General features: G+C 69.0%; 12 protein-coding genes. 9 read left to right on the top strand and 3 right to left on the bottom strand.

The genetic code is table 11. From position 1 onward, the window contains the following. The first annotated feature begins 450 nt into the window (after positions 1–450). From QF035_RS29585 to QF035_RS29570, 4 genes are all read left to right on the top strand, one after another. Entirely contained in the window at positions 451–3,003 is a 2,553-nt protein-coding gene (locus tag QF035_RS29585) for an NACHT domain-containing protein (protein ID WP_307523563.1), read from the top strand. A 50-nt stretch (positions 3,004–3,053) separates the two neighbouring features. After that, positions 3,054–5,567 (top strand): NACHT domain-containing protein, encoded by a 2,514-nt coding sequence (locus tag QF035_RS29580; RefSeq protein WP_307523562.1) that lies wholly within the window; start codon positions 3,054–3,056, stop codon positions 5,565–5,567. Positions 5,568–5,613: 46 nt separating this feature from the next. Next, the gene (locus QF035_RS29575) at positions 5,614–8,817 is read left to right on the top strand and encodes an NACHT domain-containing protein (RefSeq protein WP_307523561.1); all 3,204 of its coding nucleotides are present in this window, start codon (positions 5,614–5,616) and stop codon (positions 8,815–8,817) included. Positions 8,818–8,960: 143 nt separating this feature from the next. Beyond that, positions 8,961–9,464 (top strand): spore-associated protein A, encoded by a 504-nt coding sequence (locus QF035_RS29570; protein ID WP_307523560.1) that lies wholly within the window; start codon positions 8,961–8,963, stop codon positions 9,462–9,464. 155 nt (positions 9,465–9,619) lie between these two features. Here QF035_RS29570 and QF035_RS29565 read toward each other — a convergent pair whose 3' ends face one another. Then, positions 9,620–10,000 carry an ATP-binding protein gene (locus QF035_RS29565; RefSeq protein WP_307523559.1) on the bottom strand — a complete coding sequence of 127 codons (381 nt, stop codon included), beginning with the start codon at positions 9,998–10,000 and terminating at the stop codon, positions 9,620–9,622. A gap of 331 nt (positions 10,001–10,331) precedes the next feature. On the opposite strand from QF035_RS29565, the gene QF035_RS29560 reads away from it, so the two are divergent. From QF035_RS29560 to QF035_RS29550, 3 genes are read left to right on the top strand one after another with little or no spacing between them, the layout of a single operon-like run. After that, entirely contained in the window at positions 10,332–11,225 is an 894-nt protein-coding gene (locus QF035_RS29560; RefSeq protein WP_307523558.1) for a helix-turn-helix domain-containing protein, read from the top strand. Between the two features lie 4 nt (positions 11,226–11,229). Next, the gene (locus QF035_RS29555) at positions 11,230–11,427 is read left to right on the top strand and encodes a DUF397 domain-containing protein (protein ID WP_307523557.1); all 198 of its coding nucleotides are present in this window, start codon (positions 11,230–11,232) and stop codon (positions 11,425–11,427) included. A gap of 46 nt (positions 11,428–11,473) precedes the next feature. Then, on the top strand, positions 11,474–12,535 hold the full coding sequence (locus QF035_RS29550) for a PDDEXK nuclease domain-containing protein (protein ID WP_307523556.1): 1,062 nt from the start codon (positions 11,474–11,476) through the stop codon (positions 12,533–12,535). Positions 12,536–12,584: 49 nt separating this feature from the next. On the opposite strand, the gene QF035_RS29545 is transcribed toward QF035_RS29550, so the two are convergent. Then, on the bottom strand, positions 12,585–14,156 hold the full coding sequence (locus tag QF035_RS29545; RefSeq protein ID WP_307523555.1) for a carboxylesterase/lipase family protein: 1,572 nt from the start codon (positions 14,154–14,156) through the stop codon (positions 12,585–12,587). 179 nt (positions 14,157–14,335) lie between these two features. Between QF035_RS29545 and QF035_RS29540 the strand changes: the two genes are divergently transcribed. Together QF035_RS29540 and QF035_RS29535 are read left to right on the top strand one after the other, a co-directional pair. Further along, positions 14,336–17,449 carry an NACHT domain-containing protein gene (locus tag QF035_RS29540; protein WP_307523554.1) on the top strand — a complete coding sequence of 1,038 codons (3,114 nt, stop codon included), beginning with the start codon at positions 14,336–14,338 and terminating at the stop codon, positions 17,447–17,449. A gap of 131 nt (positions 17,450–17,580) precedes the next feature. After that, positions 17,581–18,231 carry an HAD family acid phosphatase gene (locus QF035_RS29535; protein ID WP_307523553.1) on the top strand — a complete coding sequence of 217 codons (651 nt, stop codon included), beginning with the start codon at positions 17,581–17,583 and terminating at the stop codon, positions 18,229–18,231. A 79-nt stretch (positions 18,232–18,310) separates the two neighbouring features. On the opposite strand, the gene QF035_RS29530 is transcribed toward QF035_RS29535, so the two are convergent. Beyond that, positions 18,311–20,839 (bottom strand): ATP-dependent Clp protease ATP-binding subunit, encoded by a 2,529-nt coding sequence (locus tag QF035_RS29530; protein WP_307523552.1) that lies wholly within the window; start codon positions 20,837–20,839, stop codon positions 18,311–18,313. Between the last annotated feature and the right edge of the window lie 379 nt (positions 20,840–21,218).

Here is a 21,218-nt window from a genome sequence, read left to right as displayed (position 1 = left end):
GACTACCTCCAGGGGGACGGACATCAACACACCCGGCGCGCTGTCGGCGCACCGGGCGAGGCATCCCTTGGTAACCCGCGCCCCCGCCATCCCACAAAGGCCCCATCTACGACCTCAAGTCGTACTTGACCCCGAAACTTCCGACTCCTTGACAAGAAGAACGTCTGGGACGAAATCCTCCGCCTTTTCTCCTGGAAGTCGGGTTTACCCCCACTTCAGGGCCGTCCAGCCCGGCCCCGGAGCCACGGGCCCGGGCCCGCGCCGCACGGCCTCCGACCCCGTCACCACCCCCGGGCCAAAGGTCCTTTTTGCCCGTTTCCACTCCACCACTACTCGCCCTAGTACCGGACAAATCGCCTGTGCGTCATGTCACCGGAGGGCGTGATCCAGGAGCCTGGGAATGTGGCGGGGGCTACACAAGGGCCCAGGTGGTTCGCCTACGCTCGGTGCATGGTCGACGCCGGAGTGCTCGGGGCCCGTATCGCGTCCAGCGCGGTCGCACCGCTCGTGAAGAAGCTCTTCGTGAAGGACCAGCCGGGGGCCGGGCTGGTGAGCAGCCCGGTACGGATATCGGCGCTGGTCTCGTTCGGCCGGGAGAAGCGGAGCGTCACGCCGAAGGACGTCGAGAAGGTCGCGGCGGAACTGGTCCGCAGAGCCCTGAAGACGGCCGGGCCGGGGGAACAGCCGGTGACGGCCGAGGAGGCCACGGCGGTCACCCACGCCCTCGGCCATTCACTCGCCTCGCTCGGGACCCTCACGATCGAGGACTACGAGGCCGTCGGCCTCGGACCCGAGGAGTTCGCGCGCACACTCCGCTCCCACGCGGCCGTCATCTCGTACGGACTCAGCGGCGACGGCGAGCTCTTCTACGAGCAGCTGCTGCACACGGCCGCGCTGCACATCCTGAACTTCTTCACCCAGCGCTCCACCTACATCGCCCGGCAGCAGACCGCGCAGAGCCGGCAGCTGGCCCGGCTGGTGCGGGCCGTGGACGTCCTGCTGGGGCGCCTGCCCTCGCAGTCGGCCGAGGATGCCGGGTTCGAGGCGCGGTACGCGGAGCACATCAACGGGCGGTACGGAACGCTGACCATCTACGGCCTGGACACCGGGACGAGCGAGTGGTCGCTCGACACCGCGTACCTCAGTCTGGAGGCGACCCGGGAGCGCGACGGGCAGGACGGCGGACTCCAGATCCCCGCCGAGCAGGTCCTGGCGCAGCACGACCAGGTGCTGCTGCGCGGGGTCGCGGGCTCCGGGAAGACGACCCTCGTCCAGTGGCTCGCGGTGACGACGGCGAGCCGTACGTACGACCACGGCCTGACGCACCTCATCGGACGGGTGCCGTTCGTCCTGCCGATGCGCAGGATCGTGCGCCCGGGGACGGAGTTCCCCATCCCGGGAGACCTCCTGAAGGCCGTCGGCTGCCCGGTCGCCGGGGAGCAGCCGGCCGGCTGGGCGGAGCGGGTGCTCCGGGCCGGGCGGGGTGTGCTGCTGGTCGACGGGATAGACGAGATCGCCGGTGACCGCCGCGACGCGGCCCGGCGCTGGCTGCGCGAACTGACCCGGACCTTCCCGGGAAACCTGTGGCTCGTCACCTCCCGCCCGTCCGCCGTCCCCGAGCGGTGGCTGGAGGCGGCGGCCTTCCACGAACTCACGCTGTCCCCGATGGCACGCGACGACGTCGCCACGTTCGTACGGCGCTGGCACCGCGCCGCCAGAGCGGACGAGGCCGAGGGGATGTCACTGCTCCAGGCCGTGCGGACCACGTCCGAGCTGAACCGGCTGGCCACCAACCCGTTGATGTGCGGCATGCTCTGCGCACTCCACCGCGACCGGCGCGGCTTCCTCCCCCAGGACAGGAAGTCCCTGTACGAGGCCGCCCTCACCATGCTCCTCGAACGGCGGGACCGGGAACGGGAGTTGGACCACCCCGACGGACTGCGCATCCCGTACGCGACACAGGTCCAGCTGCTGCAGAAACTGGCGTGGTGGCTCATCCGCAACAGCCGTGCGGAGATGGACCGTTCGGACGCGCTGCACATCATCGGGCAGGCGGTCCCCGCGGTGAACCTCGACGGGACCGCCGAGGACGTCTACCGGTCGCTGCTGCTGCGGTCGGGGCTGCTGCGGGAGCCGGCCGAGGGGCGGGTGGACTTCCTCCACCGGACCTTCCAGGACTATCTGGGGTCCCGGCTGGCCGTGCAGGAGCTGGACTTCGATCTGCTCGTGAACCACTCGCGGTATGACGACTGGGACGACGTCATCCTGCTCGCCATCGCGCATGCCCGGCCGAAGGAAGCCGAGCAGATGCTGCGACGGCTGGTGGGGCAGGACAGCTCACGCGGGAAGCTGCTGGCCGCTGCGGGGCTTCGGTACGTGGCGGAGGTGGAGCCTTCGGTTCGAGAGCTTGTGGAAGAGGGGGTCGGGTCGCTGATCCCGCCGCGCTCGATCACGGAGGCGGAGGAGTTGGGACGGGCCGGGGGTGATCTGCTGCTCGCTCTCCTGCCGGGTCCGGAGAACGTGGACGACCGGACGGCACACCATGTGGTTCAGGCAGCGAGCCATCTGGGCAACGAGGCCGCGCTGCACTTCCTCACCCGTTTCCGGAAACACCCTAGCCAGGAGGTCCAGACGACCCTGGCCGCATGCTGGCCGCGCTTCGACCGGGCCCTCTACGCGCGCGACATCCTGGCGCATCTGCCACAGCAGCGCCGGGTCACCGTACGCGGAGCTGCGGACCTCCGTACGCTCCGTGCTCTCGGCGGCTGGGAGGACATACGGGTTCTCGGCCCCTACCGGGTCGAGGAGCTCACGGAACTCATCGTGCAGGAGCGGCTCGTCCGGCTTTTCCTGGAAGCACCCCACCCGGTCGACGGACTGGCGTGGCTCGCGGTCTTTCCCCGTCTCGAAAGGGTCCGCGTGGCAACCGAGGTGAGCACTTACGTGGCCCAGCAGGTGCCGCTCCGGATCGAACTCATCACCCCTCGATCCAGCCCGAGTTGACCTGCCCTTGACTCCCACAACAGCCCCACCCCACAGGGACCTCGATGCCCATGGAGCCCGTTGTCCGCATCCCCTCCCCCGACGCCGCACCCCTCGTACAACGGCTCTTCCGAACACCAGGACCCCAGCCCTCCCGCGCGATCCCGGACGACGTCCACCGGGTCGCCGCCGAGTTCATCCAGCTGGCAGCCGAGAAGCACACGACCCCCACGTCCGAACTGCCCGCCGTGGTCGACGTCCTGGCCCGCACGCTGCTCGCCGTCGGGGAACTCGACCTCACCGACGTGGACGCCGTACGACTGGGGCCGCAGGACTACGCGCGTCGGCTGCGCGGGGCCGTGCCGGGCGCGGACCGGGGACTGTCGCCCGACGCCGCGTGGTTCCACGACGCGCTGCTCGTGAACGTGTGCCTGCATGTGCTGGACCACTTCGTCGGGCGCTCGCCCCACATCCAGCAGCACATGCCGGAGCGTGCCAGCCGCATCCGTCAGCTCGTCGATCTCAACGACACCGAGGCGGCGGCCCGCAGGACCGAACGCTCCCAGCAGGACGCGGACTTCGAGGCCCGTTACGCCGAGGAGGTCGTACGCCAGCACGGCTGGCTGACCATCGTCGGCGTGGACTTCCCGAACGCGCCGGACCGCTGGCTCCTGGAGGACACGTATCTGAGCCTGGAGGCCGAGGAGAGCACCGGCGGCGGGAGCGGGGGCGGGCAGCGGACCGTGCTGCTCGCGGACCGGGCGCTGGACGGGCACGAGCGGGTGCTGCTGCGCGGGGTGGCGGGTTCCGGGAAGACGACCCTCGTCCAGTGGCTCGCCGTGGCCACCGCCCGCGAGGGCGCGCGGGTGCCGTTCGTCCTGCCCGTACGCCGTTTCGCCCGCGAGGGCTTTCCCGCCCCGGACGACTTCCTGCGCGCAGTCCGCCATCCGCTCGCCGACCAGGCGCCGGAGGGCTGGGTCGTACGGACGCTGCTCGCGAGCCGTGCCCTGCTGCTGGTCGACGGAATCGACGAGGCCCCGGAGGCGACGCGCGGCGAGCTGCGCGACCAGCTCCGCCGTCTGCTGCGCGTGTTCTCCGGGAACGGCTGCCTGGTCACCTCGCGCCCCTCCGCCGTGGCGGACGGCTGGCTCGCGGAGGAACGTCTCGCGGAGGAGGGTTTCGCGGAGCTGTCGCTCGCGCCGATGTCCCGGGACCAGGTGACGCGGTTCGTCCGGGACTGGCACACGGCTGCGATGGGCGACGAGAACTGCCGCGAGCAGCGCGACCGGGACGAGCTGAAGGAGTACGAGCAACGGCTGCTGCACTCCGTACGGATCTACCGGGAGCTGCGCCAGCTCGCCACCAACCCCCTGATGTGCGGCCTCATATGCGCGCTGAACAGGGACCGCTCCGGCTCCCTCCCCCACGGCCGCAAGGAGTTGTACGAGGCGGCCCTGGAGATGCTCCTGCAACGCCGGGACCCCGAGCGGGACGTGCTGTACGCGGACGACGTGCGCCTGCAACAGGAGCCGCGGGAACGGCTGTTGCAGAAACTCGCGCACGCCATGCTGGAGGACGGCGTCTCGGAGCTGCCGCGCGGACGGGCCGTCGCCATCCTGGAGGGCGCGCTGCCCGCGATCCCCGCCGCACGCGCGGCGGGCGACGGCGAGAAGATCTTCGGCCATCTGCTGCACCGCACCGGGCTGCTGCGCGAACAGGCGGGCCTCTCGGTGGACTTCGTGCACCGCACCTTCCAGGACTACCTGGCCGCCAAGGAGATCGTGGCGCGCGGCCGGCTGCGCGACCTGGTCGACCACGCCCACCAGCCCGAGTGGGAGGAGGTCATCCGCATGGCCGCCGCCCACGCCCGCCCCGAGGAGTGCGGCGACTTCCTCGAACGCCTGCTGTCCGCCGCGCCCGCGCTGCGCAGACCCCAGGTCAACCACCGCCGTCTGATGGCCGCGGCCTGCCTGGACCATGTCACCGAGCTCGACCCGTCGGTCCGGCGGCTCGTCCACGACCGTACGAAGAACCTCGTCCGCCCCACGAGCGAGCTCGGCGCCCGCAGTCTGGGCTGGGTGGGGCCCATCGTCCTGGAGCTCCTGCCCGACCCCGAGCAGGTGCCGAGCGACCAGCAGGCGCTGCTGCTCGCCCTCACCGCGACCCGGGTCGAGGACGACGCCGCCATCGACTACCTGGCCCGCCTGCGGGGGCGTTCCTCGTTCGCGGTACGGACCGAACTCGCCCGGCCCTGGCGGCACTTCGACACCGAGCGGTACGCGCGCGAGATCATCGCCCACCTGGATCCCGACGGCGTGTACTTCCCGGTCTCAGACACCGCCGAACTCGCGGCCCTGCGTCACCTCGGCGGCCGACCCCGCGTCCAGGTGGCCGGCGTCATCCCCGTCACCGACCTCATGGACGGCCTCGACCGCGACCGGCTCACCCATCTCTGGCTCAACGCCGAACCCACCGACCCGGACATGTCCTGGCTGTCCCTCTTCCCCAACCTCCAGGTCCTGCGCGTCAATCCGCGCCTGCCGCGCGTACGGAACGTGCCGGAGGGGGTGACGATCACGGCGTAGGGCCCAACCCTCCTTTCCCACAGGGCTGTTGGCCTACCCTCGAACCATGGTCGATCCGGGAACGGTCGGGGTCCGTGTCGCGTCCGGCATCATCGCGCCTTTGGTGCGGAAGCTGTTCGTCAAGGAGGGCCCCGGGGCGGGTCTGGTGGAGCGTCCGGTGCGGCTCTCCGCCCTGGTGTCGTTCAAGGGCGAGAAGCGCACGCTCAGCGAGAAGGACTTCCGCAAGCTCGTCGAGGAGCTGGTGCGGCGCGCGGCCGGGGAGACACTCGATCGGGCTTCGGACCAATCCGAGCTGGAGGCCGTCACCGACACCCTGGAACTCACCCTGCACACCCTGGGCGATCTGGGGCTCGACGATGTCGAGGCCGTGCGGCTGGGACATGAGTCTCTGGCCGCCAAGATGTACGACCGGGCCGGCGGCGCTCAGCTCGTACGGTTCCTCAGCCAGGACTCGGTGTCCCTGTACTCCTATCTGCTGGAGAACGCCTGCCTGCACATCCTGCACTTCCTGACGCAGCGCTCGACCTTCGTGGCCCGCAGCCTCGTCGACCAGAGCCGGCAGTTGAGCGAACTGATCGCCCGTACAGACATCCTCATCCAGCGCCTGCCCTCCCAGTCCGCCGAGGACGCGGAATTCGAGGAACGCTACGCGGCCCACATCGCCAAAAAGCACAGCCTTCTCACCATCTACGGCGTCGACCTCAACGAGTGCCGGGAATGGCCCCTGGACACGGCCTATCTGAGCCTGGAGGCGTCCCGCAGCGCCGAGCACCAGCCGGTTGTCGACCGTGCGTTCGCCGCGCATGCCGCAGAGGGCCGGGGTGGGGTCACGTCGGCCGAAGGCTGGATACCCGCGCTGCCACAACCCGTCGAGAGGGCACTGGCGGGAAGCCAACGGGTCCTGCTGCGCGGCAGCGCCGGATCGGGCAAGACCACTCTGGTGCAGTGGCTCGCGGTCACCACCGCCCGCCAGGACCGGCTGACCGGCGAACTGGCCCACCTCATAGGGCGCGTACCCTTCGTCCTCCCCCTCCGCACGCTCACGCGCGGAGGCGCCGTCCTGCCCGCGCCGATGGACTTCCTGACCGCCGTGGGCTGCCCGCTCACCGGCTCCCAGCCCTCCAGCTGGACGGACCGTGTGCTGTCGGCCGGGCGAGGGCTCCTCCTGATCGACGGTATCGACGAGGTCCCCGAGCAGGAACGCGAACGCACACGTCGCTGGCTGTCGGACCTCCTCTCCGCCTTCCCCGGCAACCTCTGGCTGGTCACCTCCCGCCCCTCCGCCGTACGGGACGACTGGCTGGGCAGCGAGGACTTCACCGATCTCGCGCTCTCCCAAATGAGCCGCGACAACATCGCGGTCTTCATCCGCCGCTGGCACGAAGCGGCGGGAGCGGAGCCCGCGCTCGGCAAGACCCTGCTGAACGCCGTCCGCACCAAACAGGACCTGGGTCGACTGGCCACCAACCCCCTGATGTGCGCGCTGGTCTGCGCCCTGCACCGCGAACGCCGGGGCTTCCTCCCCCGCGGACGCAAGGCCCTGTACGACGCGGCCCTCTCCATGCTCCTGGAACGCCGCGACCGTGAGCGCGACATGCAGGGCATGGCCGGTGAGCTGGACGAGGAGTCCCAGGTCGAGCTCCTGCAGAAGCTCGCGTACTGGCTCATCCGCAACGGCCGGGCCGAGATGGACCGCGCGGACGCCGTGAGCCAGTTGGAGCGGCTCCTGCCGTCGATGCCCCATGTCGCCGAGCAGGGATCGGCCGAGGAGATCCTGCGCTATCTGCTCGTACGGTCGGGTCTCCTGCGCGAGCCGGCAAAGGGGGCCGTGGACTTCGTGCACCGGACCTTCCAGGACTACCTGGGAGCACGGGCCGCGGTGGAGGAGCGCGACTTCGACCTGCTGGTCCGGCACGCGCACCTCGACCAGTGGGAGGACGTCGTCCGGATGGCCGTCGCCCATGCCCGGCCGAACGAACGGGCAAGACTGTTGCGGGGGCTCCTGAGACGCGGGGACGCGGAGCCGCCTCACCGGACGCGGCTGCATCTGCTCGCGATGGCCTGCCTGGAGCATGCGGCGAAGCTCGCTCCGGAGGTGCGGAGGGAGGTGGAGAAGCGAGCGGGGGAGCTGATTCCGCCGCGCAGCAACGAAGAAGCGCAGGAACTTGCCGACATCGGCGCGATCGTTCTTGAGTTGCTGCCCGGGCCTGAGGACGTGGAAGACGAGGCAGACGCGGCCCGGGTCGTCCAGACGGCATGCCTCATCGGCGGAGACGCCGCACTGCCCTATCTCGTGAGGTATCGGAACCACGAGAGCTCTGCGGTCCGTCATCAGCTCGGCTTCCACTGGTACCGGTTCGACACCGAGACCTATGCGAGGGAGATCATCGATCACTTGCGTGAGAAGCCCGAGACGGTCATCTCCGTGCGTTCCTCCGAAGAGCTCGCCGCGCTGCACCGGTTGGGAGGCAACAACCAAGTCCGATGCATGGGGGACTTCACCGGTGCCGAGATCTCGGGGGCTTTTGGTGACCATCAGTTGGAGAAACTCGTGATCATCGACAACAGCGTGATCGACAGCCTCGAATTCGTTGCCCGCTTCGAGGCGCTGCGCCGTCTCAACTTGGTGAGCTGCCCGAGCGTCGCATCGCTGGCGCCACTGACGGGACTTCCTCTGGAGGAACTGATTCTCTCCGATCTTCCCCTGCTTGAAGATCTGAGCCCACTGCGAGAACTCACCCGGCTCGACATGCTCAGCCTCCGGACTAAGACCCCGTGGCCAGGGCTCGACGTCATCGCCCGTGAGGCACCTCTGCAGTGCGTCTTCCTTCCCGGGAACGCGTCCGGCCTCGCGGCACTCGGAGAGTTCCCGTCACTACGTCAGCTCGGGCTGGACCTAAACACTTCGCCCGCCCCTGAGGACTGGCAGGCGATCGGCGGCCTGGAGAAGCTGACCATCCTGAGCCTGAATCCTGCCGAGCTGGCGAGCCTGGCGGCCACCGGAACAGTGCTGAACCGCATCTCCAGGGTGTTCCTCATGCTCAACCGCAAGCAGCTGGATCTTCGGCAGGCGGTAACGGCGTTCCCGTCGATGCAGTACATCAGCATGTACGAGCCGGATGTGCTCGACCTGGCCCCCCTGGCATCGCACCCCACCCTCCAGACCGTGTTGGTCCAATCGGCCCGTCACATCCACAACGCCGACAAACTGGCCGACTCCGTGAAACTGTTGGTCCACCCCCGCCGGTGACGGCGTAGTGCAAGCCGCGTGGTTTCAGGACCGCGACATGTGGCGACAGAACAGTGACAAAAGAGGCCACAACCAACCCCGGGCCCCCTGGTCTCACCTGGTGTGGGCGGACGGCAGCTGACCGGCCGGACGCGCCGCACGACATGGATCCACGACCAGATGGATCCACGACCACACCACAGGGGGGACAGAACGTCCGCCACGCAGCCGCCGTAGCCGTCGTCGTCGCCGGTGGTGCCCTCGCCCTCGCGGCGCCCGCCTCCGCGTCGGCGCCCGTCTCCGCGCCCACGGCGGCCAAGGCGGCCCCGGCCGCCGCCGCGTCGGAGGCCCCGGTCGCGAAGTACAACGGCGCCTGCGGCACCGGTCACAAGGTGATCGACTCCGCCAATATGGAGAACCTCGGCACCACCTTCCTCACCTACAACAAGACGACCGGCGAGAACTGCGTGGTCACCGTGCGCACCAAGCCCGGGGCCGCGGTGAACATGTTCGCCAGGCTCAGCTCCAAGACGGGCGGTACGGCCACCGACCGCGGCCGCTTCACGACGTACGCCGGGCCCGTCTACATCGAGGCCCGTGGCGAGTGCGTCACGTGGGAGGGCGGCATCACCACCTACTCCACGAAGGGGACCGGCCAGTGCGGCTGATCCGCTGCCGGGCATCCGGCTCACGAGTCCCCGACCAGGCGTTGCCGGGCATGGAGCCGCACACTCTGCTGTGCGGCTCCACCAGCATCCCTTGCCGGGGACTGCCGCGTTCGGGATCCGGCATTGAGGTTCGGGCTGGACACCGTGCACACCCGTCAGTCGCGATTGAGCTGGAACCACACGCCTTTGCCGTGTTCCGTCGGCGTCATGCCGCACACGTCCGACAGCGCGGTGACAAGGAACAGGCCCCGACCGCCGTCGTCCCCGGCTGCCGCCCGGCGGGGCGAGGGCAGCCGCGTGCTCCCGTCGTACACGGCGACCCGGACGTGGGTCCTCTCGACGGCCGCTCTCAGGTGTACGTCACCCTCCGCGTACCGGTGCACGTTCGTCACCAGCTCGGAGGTGCAGAGCGCGGCCGTGTCGGCGAGTTCACCGAGCCCCAGCGTCTCCAGAGTGGCGCGCACGAAGTCCCGGCAGACCTTGGGCGAGGTCATGACGGCTGGGGTGAACAGGGTGTAGGTGAGCGGGAATTCCATGGCTGACGCCTCCAGGGCGAAGAACGCTGGACGTGAATCTCGGGAAGACTTCGGAATGCCTACGCCTCGTCGACGAACGCCGGCCGCGGTGGCTCTACCGCCCCATGGGTACGGGCCCACCCGGAATGGGCCCGAGAATCCGGCGGTGCTCTTCCACGACACGGCGTGCATGCGCATACGTCGACAGCGAGGCTTCCTGCATCACTGCGTGAGCGTCGCCTCACTCAAGGTAGCTTCGATCTCAGCACGCATGCAACCTGATCGGCTCGACAAGTGGACCAACCACCCCCACGGGGGCACACTTTGATCCAAACTCCGGGGAGGACGGCGCGTGGCACTGAGAACGCTGATCACCGAACGACAGCGTCGGCTTGGGGCTGAACTGCGGAAATTGCGCATGCAGGCGGGCCTGTCGGTTGCCGAAGGGGGGCAGCTGATCGACATGGGCGCACCCCACCTAAGCCACATCGAGGCAGGGCGCACCGCCATCCCAGCGCCGCGCCTCCGCGAACTGGCGCAGGCATACGACTGCAATGATGAGCCCTACATCAACGAACTCGTCCGCATGGCGGAGAGCAAAGGCAAGGGCTGGTGGTCCGAGTACCGTAAGATCCGGCCGCAGAGCTCTCTCGATCTCGCCGAGCTCGAAGCAGCGGCAACATCCATCCGGAGCCACGAAACCCTGCTCGTCCCAGGGCTCCTCCAAACCGAGTCGTACATGCGCGCTCTCTTCAGCACAGGCCTGCCCGAAGCCTCACGCGACGAGCGGGAGACCGCCGTGCGATACCGCCTGGCACGCCAGACCGTCCTCGACGAACCGCACATCACCAGTTTCCACGCCGTCCTCCACGAGGCCGCCCTGCACGTGGTCGTCGGAGACTCGCGCGTGATGCGGGAGCAACTGAGCCACCTCGTACGCATCGCCACACGGCCCAACGTGACCATTCAGGTTCTGCCATTCGATGCGGGGCCCGGTTCCTGGCGCAGCGCGCCGTTTCTCCAACTCGCGCCTGACGTCGCCAGTTTGGGGTCGGTCATCCTGGAGCATCCGGCGGCCCGACTCGTCCTCGACGACGAAGCGTCCCTGAACCAGTACCGGGCTACCTTCGAAGAGCTCCGCCACAGCGCCCTCCCACCCATCGTGCCCAGCGAGTTCCCAGCAGTGCACGAACACCGTGACTCCTGGGGTCTGATGCAGCACCTGCTCTACACACACCAGGAATGACACCGTGACTGAACTCAACTGGCAGAAGTCGTCCTTCAGCGAAGCCGCCGGCGACAACTGCCTCTACGTCGCCGCCGCCTCCACCGGCACCATCCACCTCCGCGAAAGCGACACCCCCACCATCACCCTCGCCACAACGCCCACCACACTCGCGGCCCTCATACGAACACTCACCGCAAACCCACACGTTCGGGTGACCTGATCCCATTCACCCCTGCACAAAGATCACCGTGCGCAAGCCTCACCCCATGCACAAGAACACCGAGGCCGAAGCCACCATCCCCGCCCAGTTGGGCACCCTGCCCTCCTGGTACGGGGACCTCCTCGGCGAGGTCAAAGAAACCGTCACGGGCGCCCGCCTCCGCGCGCAGCGAGCCGTCAACACCGAGCTCGTCCAGATGTACTGGCAGATCGGCAAACTCATCCTGGCCCGCCAGGAACAAGAGGGCTGGGGCACCAAGGTCGTGGGGCGACTCGCCGCAGATCTGAAGGCCACGTTCCCGAACCAGCGCGGCTTCTCCCGCCGCAACCTGATGTACATGCACAAGATGGCCCGCACCTGGCCTGAGCCAATTGTGCAGCAGCCTGCTGCACAATTGCCGTGGGGTCACGTCATGCTCCTGCTGGACAAGCTCGACACCCGTCCCGACCTGGACTTCTACGTCACAGAGGCCGTCCGCAACGGCTGGTCCCGGGACCTCCTCAGCCGCTTCATCCACCAGGACCTGCATCTCTCCCAGGGCTCGGCCGCCACGAATTTCGAGGTGACCGTTCCCGAGGGATCGGCGACGCTCAAGGACCTGGCCCGAGACCCGTACCGTCTCGACTTCCTGGGCCTCGACAAACACCACGCCGAGCACGAGCTCGAAGAGGCGATCGTCGCCAACATGGTCCGCTTCCTCACCGAACTCGGCGTCGGCTTCGCCTTCGTGGGCCGCCAGTACCCCGTGCTCATCGGCGGCGAGGAGTACCGCATCGACCTGCTCTTCTACCACCTCAAGCTGCACCGCTACTTCGTCTTCGAGCTCAAGACGAAGGACGTACGCCCCGAGCACGTCGGCAAGCTCACCTTCTATGTGAGCGTGGTCGACAAGATGGTCCGTGACGAGCAGCGCGACGACGCGACCATCGGGTTCCTCATCGGGACACGGCACAACAAGGCGGCCGTTCAGCTCGCCCTCGACGCCAGCAACAACCCGCTCGCCGTGACGAACTACTCGACGCTGTCCGCCGCCGACCGCGAACTCGTCCCCACGGAAGAGGACTTGAGCCGAGTGGTCCAGGACGCCATCGACGCCGTACAGCCCTGAGCGTGAACGCGTGTGAGCGCGCGTGTCCGTGCGAGCAGCACAGCGCTCCCTATCCCCCCAGCAGCGGCAGCGCCCCGAACACGTGCTCGCGCCAGAGCCCCCGCGACACCTCCTCCGGGTACGGGGCCACCGCGGGCTTCGCGTCGAAGAGCCGCACCGACCGCCGCTCGACGTCGTACGCGGGCCACCCCGGGTCCTCCCCCGCCGCGAACCCCGTCCAGGAGGCGCGGACCAGCCGCGACAACTCCTCGGCCTCGGCGGGCGGTTCCTCCCCGAGGAGCAGCGCCGGCAGACCCTCGCCGAGGTTGCCGAACACCAGCGGTACGTCGAGCCCGTGGCAAGCGCCCAGCATGCCGCCCATGCCCGGCGCCTCCCAGACCAGCTCGTAGACGTGCGCGCGACCGCCGCCCGCGATCTGCGCCTCGGCCAGTCGGAGTGAGGGCATACGGAACAGCCAGTCGGACTGGACGAGTTCGTAGAGCTCCTCGGCGCTCGCGTCCGGGAACGCGGCACGGTAGGCGTCACCGCCCGCCGCCCCGCCGGCGGCACCGCCCGGCCCGAACGTCCGGAGTGCGACGGCGGCCTGATCCTCCGTCACCTCACCCGTCAGTCCGCGGAGCAGCATCATCAGCCGGAACTCGTCACGGGTGTGGCCGACCACGAGTTCGACGTCGCGTCCCGCGCCGGAGGCCAGCGCCTCCCACGGAGCGAGCGGCAGCACCTCGCCGTCGACGACGGGCGCGACCGGGATCAGCGCGTGGGCCGTCGGTCCCCACCGATCCGCGAACGCCCCGCCCTTCGCGCCGACCGCGTCCGCCACCGCGGGCAGCCGTCGCGGCGCCACCGCCCCCATCTCCTCCACCGTCGGGCGCACGCCCAGCTCCGCGGCGAACTCCCGGGCGATGTCGGCGGCGAGCTCGGGGGAGAAGAACGTGCCGGGCACGCTCTGTGCGACCGCCCGGCCGAAGAGCCCTGCCGCGCGCTCCATCGTGAGCAGCGCGGCCACCGAACCCGCGCCCGCCGACTGGCCGACGACCGTGGCGCGGCCCGGATCGCCGCCGAAGGCGCGGATGTTGTCCCGCACCCACTCCAGCGCGGCGACCTGGTCGAGCAGACCCCGGTTGGCCGGCGCCCCCTCGATGTGCGCGAACCCCTCGATGCCGACCCGGTAGTTGAGCGTCACCACGACGACGGCGCCCTCCCGCGCCAGCCGTCCGCCGTCGTACTCGGGCAGGCCCGACATCCCGATGACGTAGGCGCCGCCGTGCATCCACACGATCACCGGCAGCCCCGCGCCGGGGTCCGGGTCGGGCGTCCAGACGTTGAGGGTCAGCCAGTCCCCCTCGTCCACCGCGTCGCCGGACACCAGCGCGTCCATGCCGAACGCGGCGGACTGCGGAGGCGGCGTCCCGTACGCGACCGTCTTCCGTACGCCGTCCCAGCTCCGCACGGGCTTCGGCGCCCCGAACCGCAGTGCTCCGACGGGCGGTTCGGCGAACGGGATGCCCTTGAACACCGCCGATCCCGACGCCTCTCCGGCTCCCCGCACCACACCTGCTGTCGTACGGACCTCGGGTTCGTCGGCCCCCATCACGGCTCCCTCTGCAGACAGTTCGGTCATCGCGGATCATCCCGTCGAACCGGACGCCACGGCCACCGGTTTTCCCGCCCCAAGATCCACAGACAGGGGCCCGCCCCGGCGACTAGGCTGCTCCAGCGGCGCCCCAAAGGGGCGCGGGGAACTGCGCGACCAGCCACGACAGGCCCGCAGACGACAAACCATGCCCTCGGGGGAGCCCCATGGAACCAGCGACCGTCGGAGTCCGACTGGCATCCACCGTGGCCACACCGCTGATCAAGAAGCTCTTCACGCCGGAGGGGCCGGGCGCAGGGCTGGTCGACAAGCCCGTACGCATCTCGTCCCGTGTCTCCTTCAAGGGCGAGCAGCGCACGCTCGGCGAGAAGGACGTCACCCGGCTCGCCTCAGAGCTGGTCAGGCGGGCCCTGAAGGAAGCCGATGAACGCCCCATCGCCCCCGACCAGGCCCAACCCGTCGTCCACGCCCTGGCCGACACCCTCCGCGCCCTCGGCGACATCACCATGACCGACGCCCAGGCGGTGGCGCTCGGCCACTCGGGCCTCGCGCTCCATCTCCGCCATGCGGCCGGGAGCCCCGACCGGGACCTCGAATTCGACGCGACCCTCTTCTACGAGCGGCTCCTCGACACGGCCTGTCTGCACATCCTGCACTTCTTCACCCAGCGCTCGACATTCGTCGCCCGAACCCTCGTCGAGCAGACCCGCCGCCAGTCCGAACTCATCGCCAAGATCGACGAGTTGATCGCCCGCACGCCGCGCCCCGGCGACGGGGACGGGGCGTTCGAGCGGCGGTATCTCGCGTACGTCGCCACCAAGCACAGCAAGCTGACCATCTACGGCATCGACCTCGCCAACACCCCGAACCGCTGGCAGCTCGACGCCGCCTATATGACCCTGCAGGCGATGCGCCGCTCCACGGACGGGGAGTCGGCCGCCTCCGGAGACGCGTACCTCGCCTCGCCGGGTGCGCCGCTGCCCGCCGAGGAGGCGCTCGCGGACCACGACCTGGTGTTGCTGCGCGGAGTGGCGGGCTCGGGCAAGACGACCCTCGTCCAGTGGCTCGCGGTGACGGCTGCGCGGGCCGAGCGCGGTGACCGTATCCCCTTCGTGCTTCCGCTGCGTACGCTCATCCGCCGCGCCGACGGACTGCCGGCGCCCGCCGACTTCCTGGCGGCCGTGCGCGTCCCGTTCCACGGCACGGCCCCGGACGGCTGGGCGGACCGGGTCCTGGCCGCGGGCCGCGGGCTCCTCCTCGTCGACGGCATCGACGAGATCCCCGAGCGCGACCGCGAGCGGACGAGGCATTGGCTGCGGGACCTCCTCGACGCGTACCCCGGCAACCAGTGGCTGGTCACCTCCCGCCCCTCCGCCGTGGGCGAGGACTGGCTCACCCCGGACGGCTTCACCGAACTGCTCCTGACCGCCATGAGCCGCGCCGATGTCACCGCCTTCATCCGGCGCTGGCACACGGCGGCCGCCGCCGACGCCCAGGACACGGAACTCCTCGCCTCGTACGAGCACTCGCTCCTGGAGGCCGTCGGCGTCAAACAGGATCTCGGCCGCCTCGCCACCAACCCCTTGATGTGCGGCCTCATCTGCGCCCTGCACCGCGACCGCCGCGGCTATCTCCCGCACGGGCGCCAGGAGTTGTACGACGCGGCCCTCTCCGCACTCCTCTCGCGCCGCGACCAGGAACGGTCGATGCAGCTCGACCACATCCAGCTCAGCGAACTCCCGCAGATCCAGTTGCTCCAGCGACTGGCCTACTGGCTGATCCGCAACAACCAGGCGGAGATGGACCGCGAACGGGCCGAGCGCATCATCGCCGACGCGCTGCCCTCTCTGCCCGCGGTGGCGAGCCAGGGCGACGCGTCCGCGATCTACCGCTATCTGCTGATCCGCAGCGGCCTGCTCCGCGAACCCGCGGTGGGGACCGTCGAGTTCGTCCACCGCACCTTCCAGGACTACCTGGGCGCGAAGGCCGCGGTGGAGGACGGCGACTTCGGGCTCCTCGTCCGCAACGCCGCCGACTCCCAGTGGTCCGACGTGATCCGCATGGCCGTCGCCCACGCCCGTCCGCGCGAACGGGCCCAGCTCCTGCGCGACCTGGTCGACTCCGCCGAGGGCACCGCGGGCACCCGTGTCCGCCTCCTCGCCCTGGCCGGCCTCGAACACGCCACGGAACTCGACCCGCAGGTCCGGGCCGACGTGGAGGAACAGGCGGCCACGCTCATCCCACCGCGTACGCCGGACGAGGCCAAGGATCTGGCCTCGGCCGGCGCCCTGGTCCTGGAGCTGCTGCCCGGGCCGGAGGACCTCTCCGACGCGGAGGCGAGGGCCGTCGTGGTCACCGCATCCCTCATCGGCGGCGACGCGGCCATCCCGGTCCTTGCCCGCTTCCGCGCCCACCCGGCCGTGTCGGTACTGGGCCAGCTCACCTGGACCTGGCACCGGTTCGACACCGAGCGGTACGCGGCCGATGTCATCGCCCACCTGCCGTCGGCCGACCTCTACTTCACGGCGCACTCCGCCGCGCACCTGCGCGCCCTGCGAGAACTCGGGGGCCGACCCCGGCTCCAGGTCGTCGGGGACATCGAGGCCTCGGAACTGAGCATCGCCCTTGCGCCGGACACGACCCGCAAGCTCGTTCTGAAGGACAACCGCTCACTGCGTGACCTGGACTTCGTTTCACCGCTGCGCGAACTCACTCACCTGGATATCTCCGGCATTCCATCCGTCGACAACCTCGAATCCCTGGCCGGGCTCCCTTTGAAATGGCTGTCGTTGGATCTCATGGAGGGGCTGGAAAGGCCGGATGCGCTGGCTCCGCTTTCGGCGTCGGCCACCCTGCGCGAGTTCGACACCGGTGTGCCGCTCATAGGCGATTCCCTTGATGCCGCACTCCCTCAGGGGTTGCCGCTGACGTATCTGCGGTTCACCAAGAACGCCCTTCGTCTGACCGGGCTGCGCGGCTTGCGCCATATGCACTCGGTGAAGAGCCTGAGCCTGGCAAGCCTGTACGAACCGCTCACGCCGGAGGATTACGAAGAGGTCGCGCTCCTCCCCCAGCTGGAGGAATTGCGCCTCCGCTGGGCTGCGGTCCCGTGGACCAACGGGCCCGTCCTGCCCGGCGTCAGGCGTCTTTGGCTGAACAATTTCACCGGAGACGAAGACCTCTCGGCGGTGCCGGTTCTCTTTCCTGGTCTCGAGTCCGTCGCATTCCGCCTCCTTCCGGAGGTGCCGGAAGTACCGGAACACGTCCTGGAACTCTTCCCTGGCACGCACACGGTGACGAGGACGCACACCGTCCTCTAGCCCAACCCCGCCCGGGCACCTTACAGTTACCGACCAGTAATCCCTTCGCTTCCCTGTGGCCTCACACGCACATGAGCATGCACCACGACCCGTGTCCGCAGCGCTCCGACGCGAGAGGAACCCCCCATCCCATGACAGGAAGAAGCTGGCAGCGCCTCATAGGCCTGACCGCCGCCGCCACCGCCGTCACCGCGGCCCTGGCGATCCCTGCCACCGCCGCGACCCCGGCCGCCGCCCCCGCCGCGGTCACCACCGTCGCGACCGCCGCCTCTGCCGCCGCCGCGGAGGACGTGGACTACGACACCTGGCAGAAGGACTGCCGGGCCCTCATGGCCGAGGCGCTGCCCTACCTGAAGGAACGTATCGCCGACGCCTCCTCCGGCGAGAAGCAGGCCATCGTCTTCGACATCGACAACACCGCGCTGGAGACCGACTTCGGCTTCAGCTACCCGTCGCCGGCCAACGCGCCCGTCCTCGACGTCGCCAAGTACGCCCAGGACCACGGCGTCGCCCTGTTCTTCGTCACGGCCCGCCCGGACATCATCAAGTCGGTGACGGACTACAACCTCAAGCAGGTCGGCTACAAGGTCTCGGGCCTGTACGTACGCAACTTCATCGACCTGTTCAGGGACGTGGCCGAGTACAAGACGGCCCAGCGCACGGCCATCGAGGCCAAGGGCTACACGATCATCGCGAACATCGGCAACAGCGCCACCGACCTGTCGGGCGGGCACGCCGAGAAGACGTACAAGCTGCCGGACTACGACGGCCAGCTGTCGTAACCGCGGCCGGGCACGACGAAGGGGCCGGTGCCTGGTGGCACCGGCCCCTTCGGCCGTTCTCAGACGGAACCCCGGGGGGTCACGCCTCCTTGCTCAGGTTGGGACCGGCGCCGCCGGCCGCCTGCTCGATCGGCGGGACGTCCGGCAGCGCGGACTTCTCCTCGCCGCGGAAGGTGAAGGTCTTGGCCTCACCCTCGCCCTCCGTGTCGACGACCACGATGTGGCCGGGACGCAGCTCGCCGAAGAGGATCTTCTCCGACAGGGAGTCCTCGACCTCGCGCTGGATCGTGCGCCGCAGCGGACGCGCGCCGAGAACCGGGTCGTAACCCTTCTTCGCCAGCAGCTCCTTCGCGGACTGGGAGAGCTCGATGCCCATGTCCCGGTCCTTGAGGCGCTCGTCGACCTTGCCGATCATCAGGTCGACGATCGTCAGGATGTCTTCCTGGGTCAGCTGCGGGAAGACGACCACGTCGTCGACGCGGTTGAGGAACTCGGGCCGGAAGTGCTGCTTCAGCTCGTCCGAGACCTTGTTCTTCATGCGCTCGTAGTTGGTCTTCTTGTCGCCCGAGGCCGCGAAGCCCAGGTTGAAGCCCTTGGAGATGTCCCGGGTGCCGAGGTTGGTCGTCATGATGATGACCGTGTTCTTGAAGTCCACGACCCGGCCCTGGGAGTCGGTCAGGCGACCGTCCTCCAGGATCTGCAGCAGCGAGTTGAAGATGTCCGGGTGCGCCTTCTCGACCTCGTCGAAGAGGACGACGGAGAACGGCTTGCGGCGGACCTTCTCGGTCAGCTGGCCGCCCTCTTCGTAGCCCACGTAGCCGGGAGGCGAACCGAAGAGACGCGAGACCGTGTGCTTCTCACTGAACTCCGACATGTCGAGGGAGATCAGCGCGTCCTCGTCACCGAAGAGGAACTCCGCGAGCGCCTTGGACAGCTCGGTCTTACCGACACCGGACGGACCGGCGAAGATGAACGAACCACCGGGACGCTTCGGGTCCTTCAGACCGGCGCGCGTACGACGGATCGCCTTGGAGAGCGCCTTGACGGCGTCGACCTGGCCGATGACCCGCTTGTGGAGCTCGTCCTCCATGCGCAGCAGACGCGAGGACTCCTCCTCGGTCAGCTTGAAGACCGGGATACCCGTGGCGGTCGCGAGGACCTCGGCGATCAGCTCGCCGTCGACCTCGGCCACGACGTCCATGTCGCCGGCCTTCCACTCCTTCTCCCGCTTGGCCTTCGCGGCGAGGAGCTGCTTCTCCTTGTCGCGCAGGGAGGCGGCCTTCTCGAAGTCCTGCGAGTCGATCGCGGACTCCTTGTCGCGGCGGACGCCGGCGATCTTCTCGTCGAACTCGCGGAGGTCCGGCGGCGCGGTCATCCGGCGGATGCGCATCCGGGAGCCGGCCTCGTCGATCAGGTCGATCGCCTTGTCCGGCAGGAAGCGGTCCGAGATGTACCGGTCGGCGAGCGTTGCCGCCTGCACCAGGGCCTCGTCCGTGATGGACACGCGGTGGTGCGCCTCGTAGCGGTCGCGCAGACCCTTGAGGATCTCGATGGTGTGCGGCAGCGACGGCTCCGCGACCTGGATGGGCTGGAAGCGGCGCTCGAGCGCGGCGTCCTTCTCCAGGTGCTTGCGGTACTCGTCGAGCGTCGTCGCACCGATCGTCTGCAGCTCGCCACGGGCCAGCATCGGCTTCAGGATGCTCGCGGCGTCGATGGCGCCCTCGGCGGCACCCGCACCGACCAGCGTGTGCAGCTCGTCGATGAACAGGATGATGTCGCCGCGGGTGCGGATCTCCTTGAGGACCTTCTTCAGGCGCTCCTCGAAGTCACCGCGGTAGCGGGAGCCGGCGACCAGGGCGCCGAGGTCCAGGGTGTAGAGGTGCTTGTCCTTGAGGGTCTCGGGCACCTCGCCCTTGACGATGGCCTGCGCGAGACCTTCGACGACGGCGGTCTTGCCGACGCCGGGCTCACCGATCAGGACCGGGTTGTTCTTCGTACGCCGGGACAGCACCTGCATGACCCGCTCGATCTCCTTCTCGCGCCCGATGACCGGGTCGAGCTTGGACTCACGAGCGGCCTGGGTGAGGTTCCGGCCGAACTGGTCGAGGACCAGGGATGTCGAGGGGGTGCCCTCGGCAGGACCGCCACTTGCGCCGGCGGTCTCCTTGCCCTGGTAACCGGAGAGCAGCTGGATGACCTGCTGCCGCACCCGGTTGAGATCTGCGCCCAGCTTGACGAGGACCTGGGCGGCGACACCCTCACCCTCGCGGATCAGGCCGAGCAGGATGTGCTCCGTGCCGATGTAGTTGTGGCCCAGCTGAAGGGCCTCGCGGAGCGACAGCTCCAGGACCTTCTTGGCACGGGGGGTGAAGGGGATGTGCCCGGACGGGGCCTGCTGGCCCTGGCCGATGATCTCCTCCACCTGCTGGCGGACCGCCTCGAGCGAAATCCCGAGGCTCTCCAGGGCCTTAGCGGCGACACCCTCACCCTCGTGGATCAGGCCCAGGAGGATGTGCTCGGTGCCGATGTAGTTGTGGTTGAGCATCCGGGCTTCTTCCTGAGCCAGGACGACAACCCGCCGCGCGCGGTCGGTGAACCTCTCGAACATCGTTAATCGCTCCTCAGAGCGGTCAGGCAGTAAGGGGACGCTCCCCTCCCTGTCCTTCCGCAGCTTAGTCCCGCAAGCGGGGACCGCTCATTCCAACTGCCGACACCGTCCTTGGCCTCCTGACCCCGAACGCCGACATCTGCTCCAACCTGATGGTGCGAGACGATGTTCCCGCAGGCCAGGCAGATACCCCCACCATCTGTACGCCGATGGCGAACGTGAGATGCCCGAGCCATGCGTGTCGCCCCTCCCACTAGGGATGTCTTACCCGTACGCACTGACACTCCATGCCGAACGCACCGGTTCCCTCCGCTATGGGCGAACATCCTTGCGCCGCGGACCGCTTCGGAGCGCCCACTTTTCGGACACTCTGCGCACA

Origin of the sequence: Streptomyces umbrinus (assembly GCF_030817415.1) — a bacterium.
In the GTDB taxonomy this organism is placed as follows: domain Bacteria; phylum Actinomycetota; class Actinomycetes; order Streptomycetales; family Streptomycetaceae; genus Streptomyces; species Streptomyces umbrinus_A.
This window is presented reverse-complemented; position numbering and strand designations above follow the sequence as displayed.

Excerpts from the sequence above, each read along its gene's own strand:
- QF035_RS29545 (WP_307523555.1), bottom strand. The coding sequence starts at position 14,156 with ATGACCGAACTGTCTGCAGAGGGAGCCGTGATGGGGGCCGACGAACCC.
- QF035_RS29570 (WP_307523560.1), top strand. The coding sequence starts at position 8,961 with ATGGATCCACGACCAGATGGATCCACGACCACACCACAGGGGGGACAG.
- QF035_RS29575 (WP_307523561.1), top strand. The coding sequence starts at position 5,614 with ATGGTCGATCCGGGAACGGTCGGGGTCCGTGTCGCGTCCGGCATCATC.
- QF035_RS29530 (WP_307523552.1), bottom strand. The coding sequence starts at position 20,839 with ATGTTCGAGAGGTTCACCGACCGCGCGCGGCGGGTTGTCGTCCTGGCT.
- QF035_RS29580 (WP_307523562.1), top strand. The coding sequence starts at position 3,054 with ATGGAGCCCGTTGTCCGCATCCCCTCCCCCGACGCCGCACCCCTCGTA.
- QF035_RS29565 (WP_307523559.1), bottom strand. The coding sequence starts at position 10,000 with ATGGAATTCCCGCTCACCTACACCCTGTTCACCCCAGCCGTCATGACC.
- QF035_RS29550 (WP_307523556.1), top strand. The coding sequence starts at position 11,474 with ATGCACAAGAACACCGAGGCCGAAGCCACCATCCCCGCCCAGTTGGGC.
- QF035_RS29540 (WP_307523554.1), top strand. The coding sequence starts at position 14,336 with ATGGAACCAGCGACCGTCGGAGTCCGACTGGCATCCACCGTGGCCACA.
- QF035_RS29535 (WP_307523553.1), top strand. The coding sequence starts at position 17,581 with ATGACAGGAAGAAGCTGGCAGCGCCTCATAGGCCTGACCGCCGCCGCC.
- QF035_RS29585 (WP_307523563.1), top strand. The coding sequence starts at position 451 with ATGGTCGACGCCGGAGTGCTCGGGGCCCGTATCGCGTCCAGCGCGGTC.